Here is a 15,029-nt window from a genome sequence, read left to right on the forward strand (position 1 = left end):
ATTTTTATAAAATACTTTCGTGTAATTGTATATCAGTTATTTGAAACTGTTTAATGAATATGTAACCTACTTTCAAGAAAAAGAGTTTGCTTAATATGGAAAAGTCTATTGATCAAAACAAAATACTACTTTAATACTCAAAACAGCTTTAAGCTATAGGGTGAAAACGGTTTAGCTTTAGAAAAAGCAAAAAAGAAATATATGTGTTATAATATATTTTGTTTTTAAGTTAATTACTACATAAGATAGATATAAACAGGGGAACAAGGGTGATTTAATGCAGGACATCATTTCGAAAATAACCAATTTTAAGAAGCTTATTATAGAGGAGCTTAACCATACATATTTAACAAAACATTTAAATTCTCCTGTAATAGATGAAGACAAGCTTCTTTTGTTATATACAATATTTGAAGAAATAGAAATTGGCGAGAGCGAAATTGAACAATATGCTTTAGCAACGATGCTTATCCAACTAGCCCTTGATACACATGATCAGGTTAAAACAAGATCAGTTAATCAATCAAATGAACTACTTGAAAATCAGTTAACAGTATTAGCTGGTGATTATTTTAGTGGTTTATATTATTCTTTTTTAGCCAGAATAGGTGAGATTGGACTTGTTCGATCTTTGGCAGAGGGTACAAAGGAAGTAAATGAACAAAAAATAAAACTCTACCAAGGTGACTTGAAAAAAATTGACGCAATACTGAATTGTATAGAGTTGATAGAAGCTACACTTCTCAAAAAGGTAACCAAGTACTTTCATTTATCAAAATGGGATACGTTTATTTCAAAGTTTCTTCTATTAAAGCGGTTAGTAAATGAACGAGAAGCTTATTATCAAGGTAACCAATCAATTGTCGTTAATCTTGTGAAAAATATTATTAACGTTCGACCTGAAGCTAATCATACGGTGTCAAAAAGCAATGATGGTGTGTTACTATCTCTTGATTTGCAGATTTCGAATTTAAAAGAGTATTTAGTTAATTTTTTGACACAAGAACCGTCAATAAATAAAGTGCTACAGGAAAGAGTTCAGGACTTAGTTGATACTAAAACAGAACAGTACACAACTTTTAAATACAAAGGGTAATTTATTCATCAATAGAGTAGTTTCCATGTTGCTGTTAAGGATATTAAATCAAGGTGTTTTTAGCCAACGTAATAAATAATCATTAGTAGAGTTCATTGAATATGGGTTGTAGAGGAAGGGTAAGAAATGGGACAATCAAAAGAGGAACGTGTACATCATGTGTTTGAAAGCATCTACAAGAATTATGATAAAATGAATTCAGTCATTAGTTTTCAACAGCATAAAGCATGGCGGAAGGATACGATGAAAAGGATGAATGTCCAAAAAGGACAGGCTGCCTTGGATGTTTGCTGTGGTACAGCTGATTGGACAATTGCGCTTGCGGACGCTGTTGGTTCAAGTGGTAAGGTGTGTGGCCTTGACTTCAGTAAAAATATGCTGAAGATAGGTGAAAAGAAGGTCAAAGATTTAAATTTGAAAAATGTTACCCTTGTTCATGGAAATGCAATGGAACTTCCTTTTGAGGATAATTCCTTTGATTTTGTAACAATTGGATTTGGGCTAAGAAATGTACCTGATTATAAACAGGTACTTAAAGAAATGCATCGAGTCGTAAAGCCGGGTGGAAAAGTTGTATGCTTAGAAACATCACAGCCAACATTATTCGGATTTAGACAAGTTTATTATTTCTATTTTAAATTTATAATGCCTCTTTTTGGGAAAATTTTTGCTAAAAGCTACAAGGAATATTCATGGCTTCAAGAATCAGCTAGAGACTTTCCGGGAATGAATGAACTAGCAGATCTCTTCAGAGAAGCTGGGCTTAAGGATGTTGAGGTCAAGCCCTATACAGGTGGAGTAGCAGCTATGCACTTAGGTTACAAGAAATAATAGAAGAGATATGAAGTTAAAGATCCTTCTTAAAGTTAGTTAAGGTGAAAAGTACATGAAACTAAAAATGATGTATTCTTTTTTAAATTCAGATATAAGTGTTATCGAAAAAGAGCTTGAAGCGACTGTTCAAGCTGATCATCCGATACTTAGGCAAGCAGGAGTTGATTTGCTTCAAGCGGGTGGAAAAAGGCTTCGCCCCGTATTCGTCTTATTAGCAGGGAAATATGGTGACTATGATATTCATACGATTAAGAACGTAGCAGTCGCTCTTGAGCTAATTCACATGGCCTCTTTAGTTCATGATGATGTCATTGACGATGCTGAGCTTCGTCGGGGAAAACCTACGATTAAAGCAAAGTATGATAACAGGATTGCCATGTATACAGGTGACTATCTGTTTGCTCGAGCTCTAGAATTAATGACCCAAATGCAAGATCCAAAAGCCCATAAAATTTTGTCACATACGATGGTTGAATTATGTATTGGTGAAATTGAGCAAATCAAGGATAAATATAACTATAATCAAAATCTCCGAAATTATTTAAGGAGAATTAAAAGAAAAACAGCTTTGTTGATAGCAGTTAGCTGCCAACTAGGTGCGATTGCGACAGACGTATCCGAGGAGATCCAAAGAAAGCTATTTTTATTTGGATATTATGTTGGTATGGCATTTCAGATTACAGATGATATTCTTGACTTTACCGCTACAGAGGAAGAATTGGGTAAACCAGCAGGAAGCGATTTATTACAAGGGAATATAACATTACCTGTTTTACTTGCAATGCAAGACAAAGAATTACGTGCAAAAATAATTAGTGTCACAAGTACAACCTCTGTAAAAGAAATTCAGCCTATTATTTCAGCAATCAATTCTTCGAATGCAATCAATCAGTCATTAGAATTAAGTGATTTATACCTCAGAAAAGCATATTCTATTTTAGAAGAACTTCCAAAAAACAAATCAACAAGCACTTTGAATGCTATTGCTAAATACATAGGTAAGAGGAAATTTTGATTATACAGTAGTTGACCAACTTAATTAATTAATGGTAATATTTTGGTTGGTTGGTCAATTTTTGCCAGTCGGATTCATACATAACTTTTATGGGGTGGAGAATGATGGAAAAGACTTTTTTAATGGTAAAACCAGATGGGGTACAGAGACAACTGATTGGGGAGATTATTTCTAGATTTGAAAGAAAGGGCTTTCAAATGGTGGGTGGTAAGCTTATGACTATCTCGGTTGATCTTGCAAAAGAACACTATGGTGAGCATAGCGAAAGACCATTTTTTAAAGACTTGGTGGGCTTTATTACATCAGGCCCTGTTTTTGCAATGATTTGGCAAGGGGAAAATGTTATTGCAACTTCAAGGAAAATGATGGGAGTAACAAATCCAAAGGATGCAGATCCAGGTACAATTCGAGGAGATTTTGGACTAACAGTAGGAAAAAATATTATTCATGGTTCTGATTCTCCAGAAAGTGCTGTTCGTGAAATTCAGCTATTTTTCACGGCAGAAGAACAACAAGAGTATTCGAAACTACTAAACGAATGGATTTATTAAATTAAAAAATCGATATTTAAATGAAAAAGTGCCGTGGTATGAAGTAAATGTATCAGGCACTTTGTTTTACTAAATCTGCATTCTTTTCTGAGAATGCTTTAAAAAAGAACAATTGAGATCAGGAGCAAATCATGGAAGAAGATTATATCGAATTTATAAAAAAGGTGAAAAGTAAAACTGGTATAGATTTATCTCTCTATAAAGAAGCTCAGATGAAAAGAAGGCTTTCTTCATTATATGAAAAAAGAGGTTTTACGAATTTTAAGGAATTTTACGCTGGAATAAATAGTGATCAAAAACTATTACTTGAGTTTTTAGATAGAATGACAATCAATGTTTCAGAATTCTATCGAAACGGAAAAAGGTGGGAAGTTATTGAGGAAAAGATTATCCCCAATCTATTAAAGCGTAATAGTACAATCAAGGTCTGGAGTGCGGCCTGTTCTACGGGAGAAGAACCTTATACGCTTTCTATGATCCTTTCTAAGTTTATGCCAATGAACAAAGTCTCGGTGCTTGCGACTGACATCGATGAGAATGCAATTGCTCGTGCGAAACTTGGTCTGTATCCAGAACGCTCCTTAAAAGAGGTTCCAGATTCGATGAAAAGGAAATTTTTCTCTATAGATGATCAACTCTACAGGATAAGTGATGACCTAAAAAGGACTGTTACCTTTAAAAAACATAATTTATTAGCAGATGCATTTGAAAGTAAATTTGATTTAATTGTTTGTAGAAACGTCCTTATTTACTTTACAGACGAGGCGAAAAATCAGCTTTATCATAAGTTTAGTAATTCCTTAAAGCAGGATGGAATTTTATTTGTTGGCAGTACGGAACAAATCTTTACTCCGAGTTTATATGGACTTGAAACTGAGGACACTTTCATCTATAGAAAAAAATAACTTTTTAAGCTCATCATCTAGGTGAGTTTTTTTATTTCACTTTTTATAAGTCTACCCAAAAGAAAAGCGGAAGGCGCTCGTTCATCGGCGACAGGCATAAGACAAGCCGGCTAGAAGGTTGTTCTTTAACCTTCTAGATGGATTGACTTATGACCCAGAGCCGATAGCGCCTGAAGCTAGACACTAAGCTAAGTATAATTTTTCATCCTCCATGGTGCTAATTTTAATTAGCATAGAAGTCTACCCTGAAAATATCTTAGTTAGAGGAGTTCCATGAGCTGCGATCCACTTGCTCTCCGCGGGGTGGTCCGTGAGCCTCCTCGTCGCTTCCCTGAGCTACTGCGGGGTCTCACGAGACCGCTAGATCCCGCAGGAGTCAGGTGGATCTCCGCTCATTCCACACTGAGGAGGAAACATTTTCATTCACCATGGTGCTAAATACTCATTTAGCATGGATGTCTCCCCTGAAAATACCTAGGTTGGCGAGTTCCATTCCCTTACTAATGCCCAAAGTCTAAGAAAGGGAGTGAACGGAGTTGTTTGATTCCATTTCTCATGCCCAAAGCGCAACAAAGGGAATGAAAAGAGTTGTTTGATTCCCTTTCTCATGCCCAGAGCCCAACAAAGGGAATGAAAAGCGTTGTTTCATCCCCTTTCTCATGACCAAAGCCCAACAAAGGGAATGAAAAGAGTTGTTTGATTCCCTTTCTCATGCCCGAAGCCCAACAAAGGGAATGAAAAGAGTTGTTTGATTCCCTTTCTCATGCCCAAAGCCCAACAAAGGGAATGAAAAGCATTGTTTGATTCCCTTTCTCATGCCCAAAGCCCAACAAAGGGAATGAAAAGCATTGTTTGATTCCCTTTCTCATGCCCAGAGCCTATGAAAGGGAATGAATGATATTCGAGACCGAAAGATCAGTAGTTGTCTAGTTGCTCTCCCCTCCACACTGAGTGAACAAAACATTTTCATTCTCCATAGTGCGAATATTAAATTTGCACGGGTGTCTACCCTGAAAATAACTTTGGTTGTGGAGTTCCATGAGCTGCGATCCACTTGCTTTCCGCGGGGTGGTCCGTGAGCCTCCTCGTCGCTTCCCTGAGCTCCTGCGGGGTCTCACGAGACCGCTAGATCCCGCAGGAGTCAGGTGGATCTCCGCTCATTCCACACTGAGGAGGAAACATTTTCATTCACCATGGTGCTAAATACTCATTTAGCATGGATGTCTCCCCTGAAAATAACCAAGGTAAGTGAGTTGCATTCGCTGTGTACCAATCGCTTTCCACGGGGCGGTTCGTGAGCCGCCTCGTCACTTTTGGCTCCTGCGGAGTCTCACGCTGACCGCATATCTCGCCGGAGTCGAGTGGCTCTCCGCTCATTCTACACTGAAGAGTAAACATTTTCATTCTCCATGTACAAATGGTCGTTTTCATAAGGAAAAATACCCCTAGGTTTATGAAGTACTAATTTTCTTTCCTCTATATTCAGTTTCAATAGGATTTCAATTAAGAGATTATTAATATAAAATAAATAGCAAAATAAAATAGAATGTGAAAGAATAATTGATTAATTTCGGAAGAATTTATCAGTTTTTTCAAAAATATTCTACTCGTATACACATTTGTGTGATATATTGATACATAATTGCTTTAAAGTCATGAAGGGGGATATAAAATGAGGTACTTAACCGCAGGAGAATCACATGGTCCACAATTAACAACGATACTAGAAGGAGTACCGGCTGGACTTAGTATAACACATGATGATATAGATATAGAGCTTGCACGTCGCCAGAAAGGACATGGTCGTGGAAGAAGAATGCAAATAGAAAAAGACCAAGTCCAAATTTTAAGCGGTGTAAGACATGGTAAATCATTAGGCTCGCCAATTGCACTTGTTGTCGAAAATAGAGACTGGACTCATTGGACGAAAATTATGGGTGCTGAGCCATTAGAAGATGGTACAGAAGACGAAGTGAAACGGAAAATCTCACGCCCGCGTCCAGGTCATGCTGATCTGAATGGTGCGATAAAATATGGTCATAGAGACATGCGAAATGTATTAGAGAGATCATCCGCTCGAGAAACAACGGTCCGAGTTGCTGCTGGAGCTGTTGCAAAAAAGTTATTAGCAGAATTAGGGATTAAAGTAGCAGGTCATGTAATTGAAATAGGTGGGATCAAGGCTAAGCAGATTCCTTACAAAGAATTAACAGAACTACAAGAAGTAACCGAGGCTTCGCCTGTTCGTACTTTCGATAAAAAAGTGGAGCAACAAATGATGGATGCAATTGATGAGGCGAAGAAAAACGGAGATTCTATTGGTGGGATTGTGGAAGTAATCGTAGAAGGTATGCCTGCTGGTGTCGGAAGTTATGTCCATTATGATCGAAAACTTGATGCTAAACTTGCTGCAGCTGTCATGAGTATTAATGCATTTAAGGGAGTAGAATTTGGGATTGGGTTTAAAGCTGCAGAAATACCAGGTAGTAAGGTTCATGATGAGATTATTTGGGATGAGGAAAATGGATATACAAGAAGGACTAATAATTTAGGTGGATTAGAAGGTGGTATGACTACTGGAATGCCAATCGTAGTAAGAGGGGTTATGAAGCCTATTCCAACATTATATAAACCTTTAAATAGTGTAGATATAGAGACAAAGGAAGTATTTGCAGCTAGTATCGAAAGATCAGATAGCTGTGCTGTTCCTGCTGCAAGTGTAGTTGCAGAAGCGGTAATTGCTTGGGAGATTGCATCGGCAATCGTTGAGCAGTTTGGGCAGGACCGAATGGATTTACTATTGAAAAATTTGAATGACAGTCGTGAGCATGCGAGGGGATTCTAAATGGAAGAACTTCAAATTAAGACCAATTCAAAGCAATATCCCTTACTAATTGGATCTAATATTCTTACTGAACTTCCTAGTTTATTAAAGAAAATGAAGGGTAAAATTTCTAAAATAATGATAATTACTGATGATACCATCAGTAATTATCATTTGCAGTCTGTACTTGAAATTTTGGAACCTGTCTATAAGTTAACATCCTTTATTATACCAAGCGGAGAAAAAGCAAAATCATTTGACTACTTCTATCAATGTCATACACATGCATTAAAAGAGAAATTGGACCGATCGTCATTTGTGATTGCGCTAGGCGGAGGTGTTGTAGGAGATTTAGCAGGATTTGTAGCTGCTACATATATGAGAGGTATTCCTTTTGTGCAAATTCCAACCACTCTTTTAGCGCATGACAGTGCAGTTGGTGGTAAGGTTGCTATCAACCACGAACTTGGTAAAAATATGATTGGTGTCTTCTATCAACCTGAAGCGGTTGTTTATGATGTATCTTTGTTAAAAACACTACCTGAAGCGGAAATGCGATCTGGTTTTGCTGAGGTTATAAAGCATGCTCTTATTAAGGATGTGGATTTATATCATTGGCTCCAAAAAAATATCTTATCTATGTCGGATTTGCAGGAAAAGAAGTTAGAGCATGTTATTTTGCAAGGAATTAAAGTGAAAGCTGAAGTAGTTGCGGAAGATGAGTTTGAAACTGGTATTCGTGCCATCTTAAATTTCGGTCACACTTTAGGTCATGCAATTGAGGCGGAATTAGGATATGGTAAGATTTCTCATGGTGATGCTGTGGCAGTTGGGATGCTATTTGCAATTCGTTTGAGTGAAAGACATTATAATGTTGATCTTTTTCAATCATCTTTTATCACTTGGTTTGAAAGCTATGGTTATCCAACTAACGTATTGAAAGAGCTAAATCCAGATTTATTAATTGAACGAATGAAGCGAGATAAAAAATCTGTAGAAGATAAAATTCGAATGGTTTTGATGCGAGAAATAGGCTCTGTTGAAGTGGTTGAGGTTGAAGAATCATTAATAAGATTGTTGCTAGAGGAGGCTTGTCATGGTTAGGGGAATAAGAGGAGCTACAACAGTTAGTGACAATAATGCTGAAGAGATGATTACAGCTACATATGAACTACTAGAAAAAATGATATACGATAACAAAATTAGTGCTTCTAATGTTGCACAAGTTTTGATATCTGTAACAAAAGATATCGATGCTGTATTTCCGGCAGCTGCCCTTCGGAAATTTGAGGATTGGTCATATGTTCCAGTAATGTGTATGCAAGAAATACCTGTTCCAGGTTCGCTTGAGAAGTGTATTCGTGTGATGATGACAGTTAATACAGATACAGATCAAGACCAAATTGAACACATTTATTTAAAGAATGCTACAGTATTACGCCCAGATCTAAATATAAAATAATTATAAGTTTCTGATTATTATTGACAAATTTAGTGGAAATATAATACCATACAAGTAGTTAAGAGTAAGTTTAGAGTTTAGAAGAGTTTAAATTAAGAGTAGAGCTTAGGGTAGTCAAAGTATAGGTGCAAATATTAAGAGTATTGATATTGTATTATACTTTGTAGAGAATGAGTGAGTTTAGCTGAGGCGAGTTTAGAATAAAAAAACAACTCCTACCCAAAGACAAGTGTTTGTCTTTGGGTTTTTATTATATAAGTTGCAAAGTCTTTATAAAGCTTTTTTTAGGATAGCTCAATGTTTAATTTTGATTTATCTTTTAGTATAGGCTTATAAAGAATAATTGCATTTGTATAAACACCTCCTAAATCCTCATTCCCCATAGCTAATATGGAGGAGTGATTACATGAAAAACACCGATATTACCTCATTTTTATCAGATTCTATCAATTATAAAACCATTCCAGTTATTAAAAGATTTATTGTAGACACGTTGACCCCTATTCAAATTTTTCAAAATGTTGAACAGGAAGCCTCTTTTTTACTAGAAAGTAAGGATGAAGAATCTTCATGGTCGAGATATTCCTTTATCGGATTAAAACCTTTCCTGTTTATCCATGAGAATAACGGGATCTATACAGTGAAAAATGAAAATCAACAACAACTAGCAAGACGCACTACGTTAAAGGAAGCATTTTCTTGGGTAGAGCAAACGTTAGCGATTAAAAAAGTAGATATGGATATCCCTTTTAGTGGTGGTGCAGTTGGTTATTTAGGATATGACTCGATTTCAACCTTTGAAAAGGTGGAGGAAAATCCAAATAAGGACATAAATGTTAAGTCACAGCAATTTTTCTTTTGTGAAACAATTATTGCATATGACCATCATGAACGGGAAGTTATCTTTATCCATCAAGTTAGGTTAAACGGTAATGAGAATGAAAAAAGTAAAAAAGCGATACTAGAGCATGCATATTCAAAAATCAATATGTATATATCAAAAATCATGCAGCCGAATACTGAGCCAGAGTTAATGTTAGAAAATGAGAACACTTATGATGTTTCTTTTGACAAAGTAAAGTCGAATTATAAAAAAGAGAAATTTATAGAAGATGTTAAAAAAATTAAAGAATATATTGCGGCAGGAGATGTTTTTCAAGCTGTCTTATCACAACGGTTTGAAGTCCCGGTTAATGTAAAGGGGTTTCAGTTATACCGGGTTTTAAGAACAGTAAATCCATCACCATATTTATTTTATATAAAGATAGACGATTTAGAAATAATCGGTAGTTCACCTGAGAGATTAATTAAGATTGACAACAGTCATCTTGAGATCCATCCGATTGCTGGTACGAGAAGACGTGGAAGAACAAAGGAAGAGGACCTCGAACTTGAAGTTGAGTTAAAGAATGATGAGAAAGAGCAAGCAGAGCATTATATGCTTGTTGACCTTGCAAGAAATGATATTGGTAGAGTCGCAAAATATGGAAGTGTTAAAACACCTGTATTAATGGAGTTAGGTCGATTTTCTCATGTTATGCATCTGATTTCTAAGGTAACAGGTGAGCTGGATGAAAAAGTGGATCCAATTGATGCGTTAATTGCAGCTTTCCCTGCTGGTACTGTTTCAGGAGCACCAAAAATCAGAGCTATGCAAATTTTAAATGAATTAGAGCCTACATCACGGAATCTTTATGCTGGAACAGTGGCTTATATCGGGTTTGATGGCAATATTGATTCTTGTATTACGATTAGAACCATTATCTTAAAAGATGGAGTAGCATACGTACAGGCAGGTGCAGGTGTGGTTGCAGATTCTATCCCTGAATTAGAATGGAAAGAAACAAGAAATAAGGCAAGTGCTTTGATAAAGACAATAGAAATTGCAACAAAAACATTTAGTGAAGAGGAGGATCTTTATGTTTAAAGAACTCTTAAAACAATGTGTTGAAGGAAAAGTATTAACAGAACAGCAAGCTTATGAAATGATGAATGAAATCATGATCGGAAATGCTAGCGAAAGCCAAATCGCAAGTTTATTATCGATTTTACGTCTTCGTGGAGAAACTGTTGAGGAAATGACAGGGTTTGCGAGAGCAATGAGAGCACATATGACACCTCTTGAGTATGATGACGATATTATTGACACATGTGGTACAGGCGGAGATGGGTCGTCAACGTTTAATATCTCAACAGCATCAGCTATTGTGGTATCATCTTTGGGGGTAAAAGTTGCAAAACATGGGAATCGTGCTGTTTCTTCAAAGAGTGGGAGTGCTGACGTTCTTGAGAAACTAGGAATCGAGACACAAGCTGACCAAGCACAGGCGATTTCAGCTTTAAATGAAAAAGGAATGAGCTTTCTGTTTGCACCAATCTATCATTCTGCGATGAAGCATGCGGTGATACCACGAAAAGAAATCGGGTTTCGAACTGTTTTTAATCTATTAGGGCCATTATCTAATCCTGCTCGCTGTAAGAAACAAGTAATTGGAGTATATTCAACTGAGTATGCCGAAAAGATGGCCTACACTTTAAAGAATCTTGGTTCTGAGCATGTGCTACTTGTAACAGGGAGAGATGGACTTGATGAATGTACAATCACAGCTGAAACTGATGTTGTCGAATTAAAGAATGGTGAAATTACTAGATATGTAATAAAACCTGAAAATGTAGGTCTTTCAAGAGGACGCAAAGAGGATATTATAGCAAGTTCAGTTGAAGAAAGTGCTTCCATTATTCATCAAATTTTTATGAATACAGCAAACGAAAGTGCCTTAAACATTGTCCTCTTAAATTCAGCAACTGCATTATATGTTTCTGGCAAAGTAGCGAACATTGAAGAAGGTGTAAATATAGCTAGAACTGCTATAAAAGATGGTACTGTAAAAGATCATTATATAAAGCTTCAGACACGAAAGGTTGAAGGATATGCTTACTAAAATCATTGAACAAAAGAGGTATGAGGTTGAATCTCTTATTTTACCTGAAGTGAATATGGTAACAAGAAGATCGTTGTACCAAGCCCTTACCGATTCAAACAGAAGGCCTGCACTTATTGCAGAAATAAAGAAAGCATCTCCATCAAAGGGGCTCATTAGAAAAGAATTCGACCCAATCGAAATTGCTCTTGAGTATAAAAAGGCTAGAGTTGATGCAATTTCTGTATTAACTGATGAAGAGTTTTTCAAAGGAGCCATACAATATTTAATCGATGTGAAGGACCAGGTTGAAGTACCCATCTTAAGAAAAGATTTTATCATAGATGCTAAACAAATAGAGCAAAGCTATAGGATAGGTGCTGATGCCATATTGTTGATTGGTGAAGTGCTTGAGCCAATACAGTTACATGAATATTATCAAGAAGCCTATGAAAAAGGTCTTGAGTGTCTAGTTGAAGTTCATTCACTTGAGACTCTTGAGGGGATATTAGGCATTTTCACTCCTAAAATACTGGGTGTTAATAACCGTAATCTCAAAACTTTTGAAACTAGCCTTTCACAAACAGAAGAATTAGTAAGACTCATACCAAAGGAAAGTCTGCTTGTTAGTGAAAGTGGTATTCACTCACCAGAAGATATAAACCTTGTTCGTGAATATGGGGCAGATGCTGTATTAATTGGAGAAGCTTTCATGCGTTTCCAATACCCGAGTGAAGGTATTTCCAAATTATATGGAGAAAAAATATGAATTCTATTGGAATAAAATATTGTGGTAACAAATCGCTAGATGATTTAAAAATTACATCGGAGAGCAATGCAAATTATCTCGGATTTATTTTTGCGAATGGTAAACGGAAAATTAGCCCTAGCGATTTGGAAGCATGGTTAAAAGATGTGAATGTTGCATCTAAGACACTAGTAGGAGTCTTTGTTAATGGAACGATAGAGGAAATAGCTAATGTTTTATCTTTTGTGCCCTTATCAATCATCCAATGTCATGGTTCGGAATCAGTGCAAGAAGTAGTTGAACTTAAGGTTGCATTTAATAAAAAGGTATGGAAGGTCATTCACCATAAAGAAGATGCTATTAACTTAATGAAAGAATTTGATGGGATAGCTGACGGATATGTGATTGACAGCAAAGTAGGGAAGCAATGGGGAGGAAGTGGCATTGCCTTTGATTGGAGCTTTATTCCTCAATATGTTAACGAAGCTAGACGTCAGCAAGTCCCGTGCTTCATAGCTGGTGGGATTAACAAAGACAATATTCGGCAGTTATTATCTTACGACATAGACGGGATCGATGTTTCTAGTGGCATTGAATTAGAAAATGTAAAAAATAAAGAAATCATTACTATAATAGAAGAGCAGGTGAAGCAGAAATGATAAAAGTACCAGATATTAATGGGAGATTTGGTGAGTTTGGTGGTAAGTTTGTTCCTGAAACCCTTATGCAACCATTAGAGGAGATCGAATTAGCATTAAAAGAAGCTTTAGAGGACCCTGATTTTCGCAATGAATATTTCGATAATTTAAGAGAGTATTCAGGAAGACCAACTGCGTTAACATATGCAAAAAATGTAACTCAAAGATTAGGTGGAGCGAAAATTTATCTAAAACGTGAAGATCTTAACCATACAGGTGCACACAAAATTAATAATGCAATTGGTCAAGCATTACTGGCAAAAAGAATGGGCAAGAAAAAAATCATTGCTGAAACAGGTGCAGGTCAGCACGGTGTGGCATCTGCAACAGTTGCAGCAAGATTTGGAATGGAATGTAAGGTGTTCATGGGGGAAGAAGATATTGCACGCCAGAAACTAAATGTATTTAGAATGCAACTCCTCGGTGCAGAGGTCATTCCTGTATCCAGTGGGAATAAAACATTAAAAGATGCAACAAATGAGGCTATTCGTTACTGGGTTTCAAACTGTACAGACCATTTTTATATTATCGGTTCTGTTGTTGGACCACATCCATATCCTAAGATGGTTCGTGATTTTCAGCGAGTGATTGGTGATGAAGCTAGGGAACAGTTTTTAGAAAGAGAGGGAAAGCTACCGACGAAGATTGTGGCATGCGTAGGTGGTGGAAGTAACTCAATCGGAATGTTTTACCCATTTCTTGAAGATTCAGTTGAGATGATTGGAGTAGAAGCTGCTGGAAAAGGGGTTAACACAGATCTCCATGCAGCAACAATTACTAAAGGAACAAAAGGAATTATTCATGGCTCACTTACGTACTTATTACAAGATGAATATGGACAAATAACTGAGCCATATTCCATTTCCGCAGGTCTTGATTACCCTGGGGTTGGGCCAGAACATGCGTATTTAGCAGATACAGGTAGGGTAAAGTATGAAAGTGTTACTGATGCCGAAGCTCTTGATGCTCTTCAGCTTTTAACCCGTGAGGAAGGGATTATACCTGCAATAGAATCTGCCCATGCCCTTGCTAAGGCCTTTGAAAAAGCTGCTGAAATGAAACCAGATGAGACCTTATTGGTTTGTTTATCCGGACGAGGAGATAAAGATGTGCATTCTATTATGGAGGTCTTAGAAGGGGGAGTTGAGGCATGAGCTTAACATTTAACGATCGATTACCGGACGTAGATAAATTATTTATTCCTTTTATTGTAGCCGGTGATCCACATCCTGATGTAACTATTGAATTAGCACTTACATTGCAAGAAGCAGGTGCAGCTATTATTGAGCTAGGAATTCCATATTCAGATCCTTTAGCAGATGGACCAACGATACAAAGTGCTTCTTTAAGAGCTTTGAAAAATAACATGACACTAGAAAAGGCTATGGAATTAGTCGGAACAATGAGAAAAAAAGGTCTAAAAATTCCTGTTGTAGTCTTTACCTATTACAATCCTGTGCTACAATTAGGAGAGAATCGCTTTTTTACGTTAGCGAATAAAAATGGCATTGATGGACTATTGATACCGGACTTACCTTATGAAGAAAGTGAGAATTTGCGTGAGCGATGTGAGTCTGAAAATGTAAAGTTTATCTCATTAGTGGCTCCTACCTCTTCAAAACGTATTGAAAAAATTGCTTCTAGTGCTCAAGGCTTTCTATATTGTGTATCTTCTTTAGGAGTAACTGGAGTTCGTGATTCATTAAATGAAGACGTCCTTGGTTTCTTAAGTGAAGTGAAACAATATAGTAAAATTCCAGTTGCTGTTGGATTTGGAATCTCCAATTCTTCACATGTAAAGCTCTTACAAGATCATTGTGATGGCATAGTGATAGGAAGTGCTCTTGTAAAGAAAATTGAAGAGTTAAATGGATCCCTGGTCGATCCGTCAACACGAGAAGCTTCATTAAAGGAATTCAAGGAATACGTAGAATCTATTATATCGCCAATTAAACCTTGTGAGGTGTAAGATAAA

At 36.6% G+C, this 15,029-nt stretch carries 14 protein-coding genes; all 14 read left to right on the forward strand.

The features are described from left to right. Positions 1–277 precede the first annotated feature (277 nt). The 14 genes from BK579_RS12885 (at position 278) to trpA (ending at position 15,023) form a co-directional block, all read left to right on the forward strand. Positions 278–1,096, forward strand: coding sequence for a heptaprenyl diphosphate synthase component 1 (locus BK579_RS12885; RefSeq protein ID WP_078546069.1), 819 nt, complete (start codon positions 278–280; stop codon positions 1,094–1,096). A 126-nt stretch (positions 1,097–1,222) separates the two neighbouring features. Next, complete coding sequence (gene menG / locus BK579_RS12890) at positions 1,223–1,927, forward strand: demethylmenaquinone methyltransferase (RefSeq protein WP_078546071.1); 705 nt, start codon at positions 1,223–1,225, stop codon at positions 1,925–1,927. Between the two features lie 55 nt (positions 1,928–1,982). Beyond that, positions 1,983–2,945: a heptaprenyl diphosphate synthase component II gene (gene hepT, locus BK579_RS12895; RefSeq protein ID WP_078546073.1), complete on the forward strand. Its 963-nt coding sequence runs from the start codon at positions 1,983–1,985 to the stop codon at positions 2,943–2,945. 104 nt (positions 2,946–3,049) lie between these two features. Further along, positions 3,050–3,496 (forward strand): nucleoside-diphosphate kinase, encoded by a 447-nt coding sequence (ndk, locus tag BK579_RS12900; RefSeq protein WP_078546075.1) that lies wholly within the window; start codon positions 3,050–3,052, stop codon positions 3,494–3,496. 131 nt (positions 3,497–3,627) lie between these two features. Then, the gene (locus BK579_RS12905) at positions 3,628–4,401 is read left to right on the forward strand and encodes a CheR family methyltransferase (RefSeq protein WP_078546077.1); all 774 of its coding nucleotides are present in this window, start codon (positions 3,628–3,630) and stop codon (positions 4,399–4,401) included. Positions 4,402–6,073: 1,672 nt separating this feature from the next. Next, positions 6,074–7,246: a chorismate synthase gene (gene aroC, locus BK579_RS12915; RefSeq protein ID WP_078546081.1), complete on the forward strand. Its 1,173-nt coding sequence runs from the start codon at positions 6,074–6,076 to the stop codon at positions 7,244–7,246. Continuing rightward, positions 7,247–8,329, forward strand: a complete 1,083-nt coding sequence (gene aroB, locus BK579_RS12920; RefSeq protein WP_078546083.1) for a 3-dehydroquinate synthase — start codon at positions 7,247–7,249, stop codon at positions 8,327–8,329. Further along, positions 8,322–8,687: a chorismate mutase gene (gene aroH / locus BK579_RS12925; RefSeq protein ID WP_078546084.1), complete on the forward strand. Its 366-nt coding sequence runs from the start codon at positions 8,322–8,324 to the stop codon at positions 8,685–8,687. Before aroB ends, aroH begins: the two co-directional genes overlap by 8 nt. A gap of 406 nt (positions 8,688–9,093) precedes the next feature. Beyond that, positions 9,094–10,614 carry an anthranilate synthase component I gene (gene trpE, locus BK579_RS12930; protein WP_078546085.1) on the forward strand — a complete coding sequence of 507 codons (1,521 nt, stop codon included), beginning with the start codon at positions 9,094–9,096 and terminating at the stop codon, positions 10,612–10,614. Beyond that, on the forward strand, positions 10,607–11,629 hold the full coding sequence (gene trpD, locus BK579_RS12935) for an anthranilate phosphoribosyltransferase (RefSeq protein ID WP_078546086.1): 1,023 nt from the start codon (positions 10,607–10,609) through the stop codon (positions 11,627–11,629). The genes trpE and trpD overlap by 8 nt, the downstream gene beginning before the upstream one ends. After that, on the forward strand, positions 11,619–12,377 hold the full coding sequence (trpC, locus tag BK579_RS12940; protein WP_078546087.1) for an indole-3-glycerol phosphate synthase TrpC: 759 nt from the start codon (positions 11,619–11,621) through the stop codon (positions 12,375–12,377). The genes trpD and trpC overlap by 11 nt, the downstream gene beginning before the upstream one ends. After that, positions 12,374–13,015: a phosphoribosylanthranilate isomerase gene (locus BK579_RS12945; protein ID WP_078546088.1), complete on the forward strand. Its 642-nt coding sequence runs from the start codon at positions 12,374–12,376 to the stop codon at positions 13,013–13,015. The genes trpC and BK579_RS12945 overlap by 4 nt, the downstream gene beginning before the upstream one ends. Then, a complete protein-coding gene (gene trpB, locus BK579_RS12950) occupies positions 13,012–14,208 on the forward strand; it encodes a tryptophan synthase subunit beta (RefSeq protein WP_078546089.1) in 1,197 nt (398 codons plus the stop codon). Before BK579_RS12945 ends, trpB begins: the two co-directional genes overlap by 4 nt. Then, on the forward strand, positions 14,205–15,023 hold the full coding sequence (gene trpA / locus BK579_RS12955; RefSeq protein WP_078546090.1) for a tryptophan synthase subunit alpha: 819 nt from the start codon (positions 14,205–14,207) through the stop codon (positions 15,021–15,023). The genes trpB and trpA overlap by 4 nt, the downstream gene beginning before the upstream one ends. Positions 15,024–15,029 lie beyond the last annotated feature (6 nt).

The organism is Litchfieldia alkalitelluris, from assembly GCF_002019645.1.
Lineage (GTDB): Bacteria > Bacillota > Bacilli > Bacillales > Bacillaceae_L > Litchfieldia > Litchfieldia alkalitelluris.

Excerpts from the sequence above, each read along its gene's own strand:
- BK579_RS12885 (WP_078546069.1), top strand. The coding sequence starts at position 278 with ATGCAGGACATCATTTCGAAAATAACCAATTTTAAGAAGCTTATTATA.
- menG (WP_078546071.1), top strand. The coding sequence starts at position 1,223 with ATGGGACAATCAAAAGAGGAACGTGTACATCATGTGTTTGAAAGCATC.
- hepT (WP_078546073.1), top strand. The coding sequence starts at position 1,983 with ATGAAACTAAAAATGATGTATTCTTTTTTAAATTCAGATATAAGTGTT.
- ndk (WP_078546075.1), top strand. The coding sequence starts at position 3,050 with ATGGAAAAGACTTTTTTAATGGTAAAACCAGATGGGGTACAGAGACAA.
- BK579_RS12905 (WP_078546077.1), top strand. The coding sequence starts at position 3,628 with ATGGAAGAAGATTATATCGAATTTATAAAAAAGGTGAAAAGTAAAACT.
- aroC (WP_078546081.1), top strand. The coding sequence starts at position 6,074 with ATGAGGTACTTAACCGCAGGAGAATCACATGGTCCACAATTAACAACG.
- aroB (WP_078546083.1), top strand. The coding sequence starts at position 7,247 with ATGGAAGAACTTCAAATTAAGACCAATTCAAAGCAATATCCCTTACTA.
- aroH (WP_078546084.1), top strand. The coding sequence starts at position 8,322 with ATGGTTAGGGGAATAAGAGGAGCTACAACAGTTAGTGACAATAATGCT.
- trpE (WP_078546085.1), top strand. The coding sequence starts at position 9,094 with ATGAAAAACACCGATATTACCTCATTTTTATCAGATTCTATCAATTAT.
- trpD (WP_078546086.1), top strand. The coding sequence starts at position 10,607 with ATGTTTAAAGAACTCTTAAAACAATGTGTTGAAGGAAAAGTATTAACA.
- trpC (WP_078546087.1), top strand. The coding sequence starts at position 11,619 with ATGCTTACTAAAATCATTGAACAAAAGAGGTATGAGGTTGAATCTCTT.
- BK579_RS12945 (WP_078546088.1), top strand. The coding sequence starts at position 12,374 with ATGAATTCTATTGGAATAAAATATTGTGGTAACAAATCGCTAGATGAT.
- trpB (WP_078546089.1), top strand. The coding sequence starts at position 13,012 with ATGATAAAAGTACCAGATATTAATGGGAGATTTGGTGAGTTTGGTGGT.
- trpA (WP_078546090.1), top strand. The coding sequence starts at position 14,205 with ATGAGCTTAACATTTAACGATCGATTACCGGACGTAGATAAATTATTT.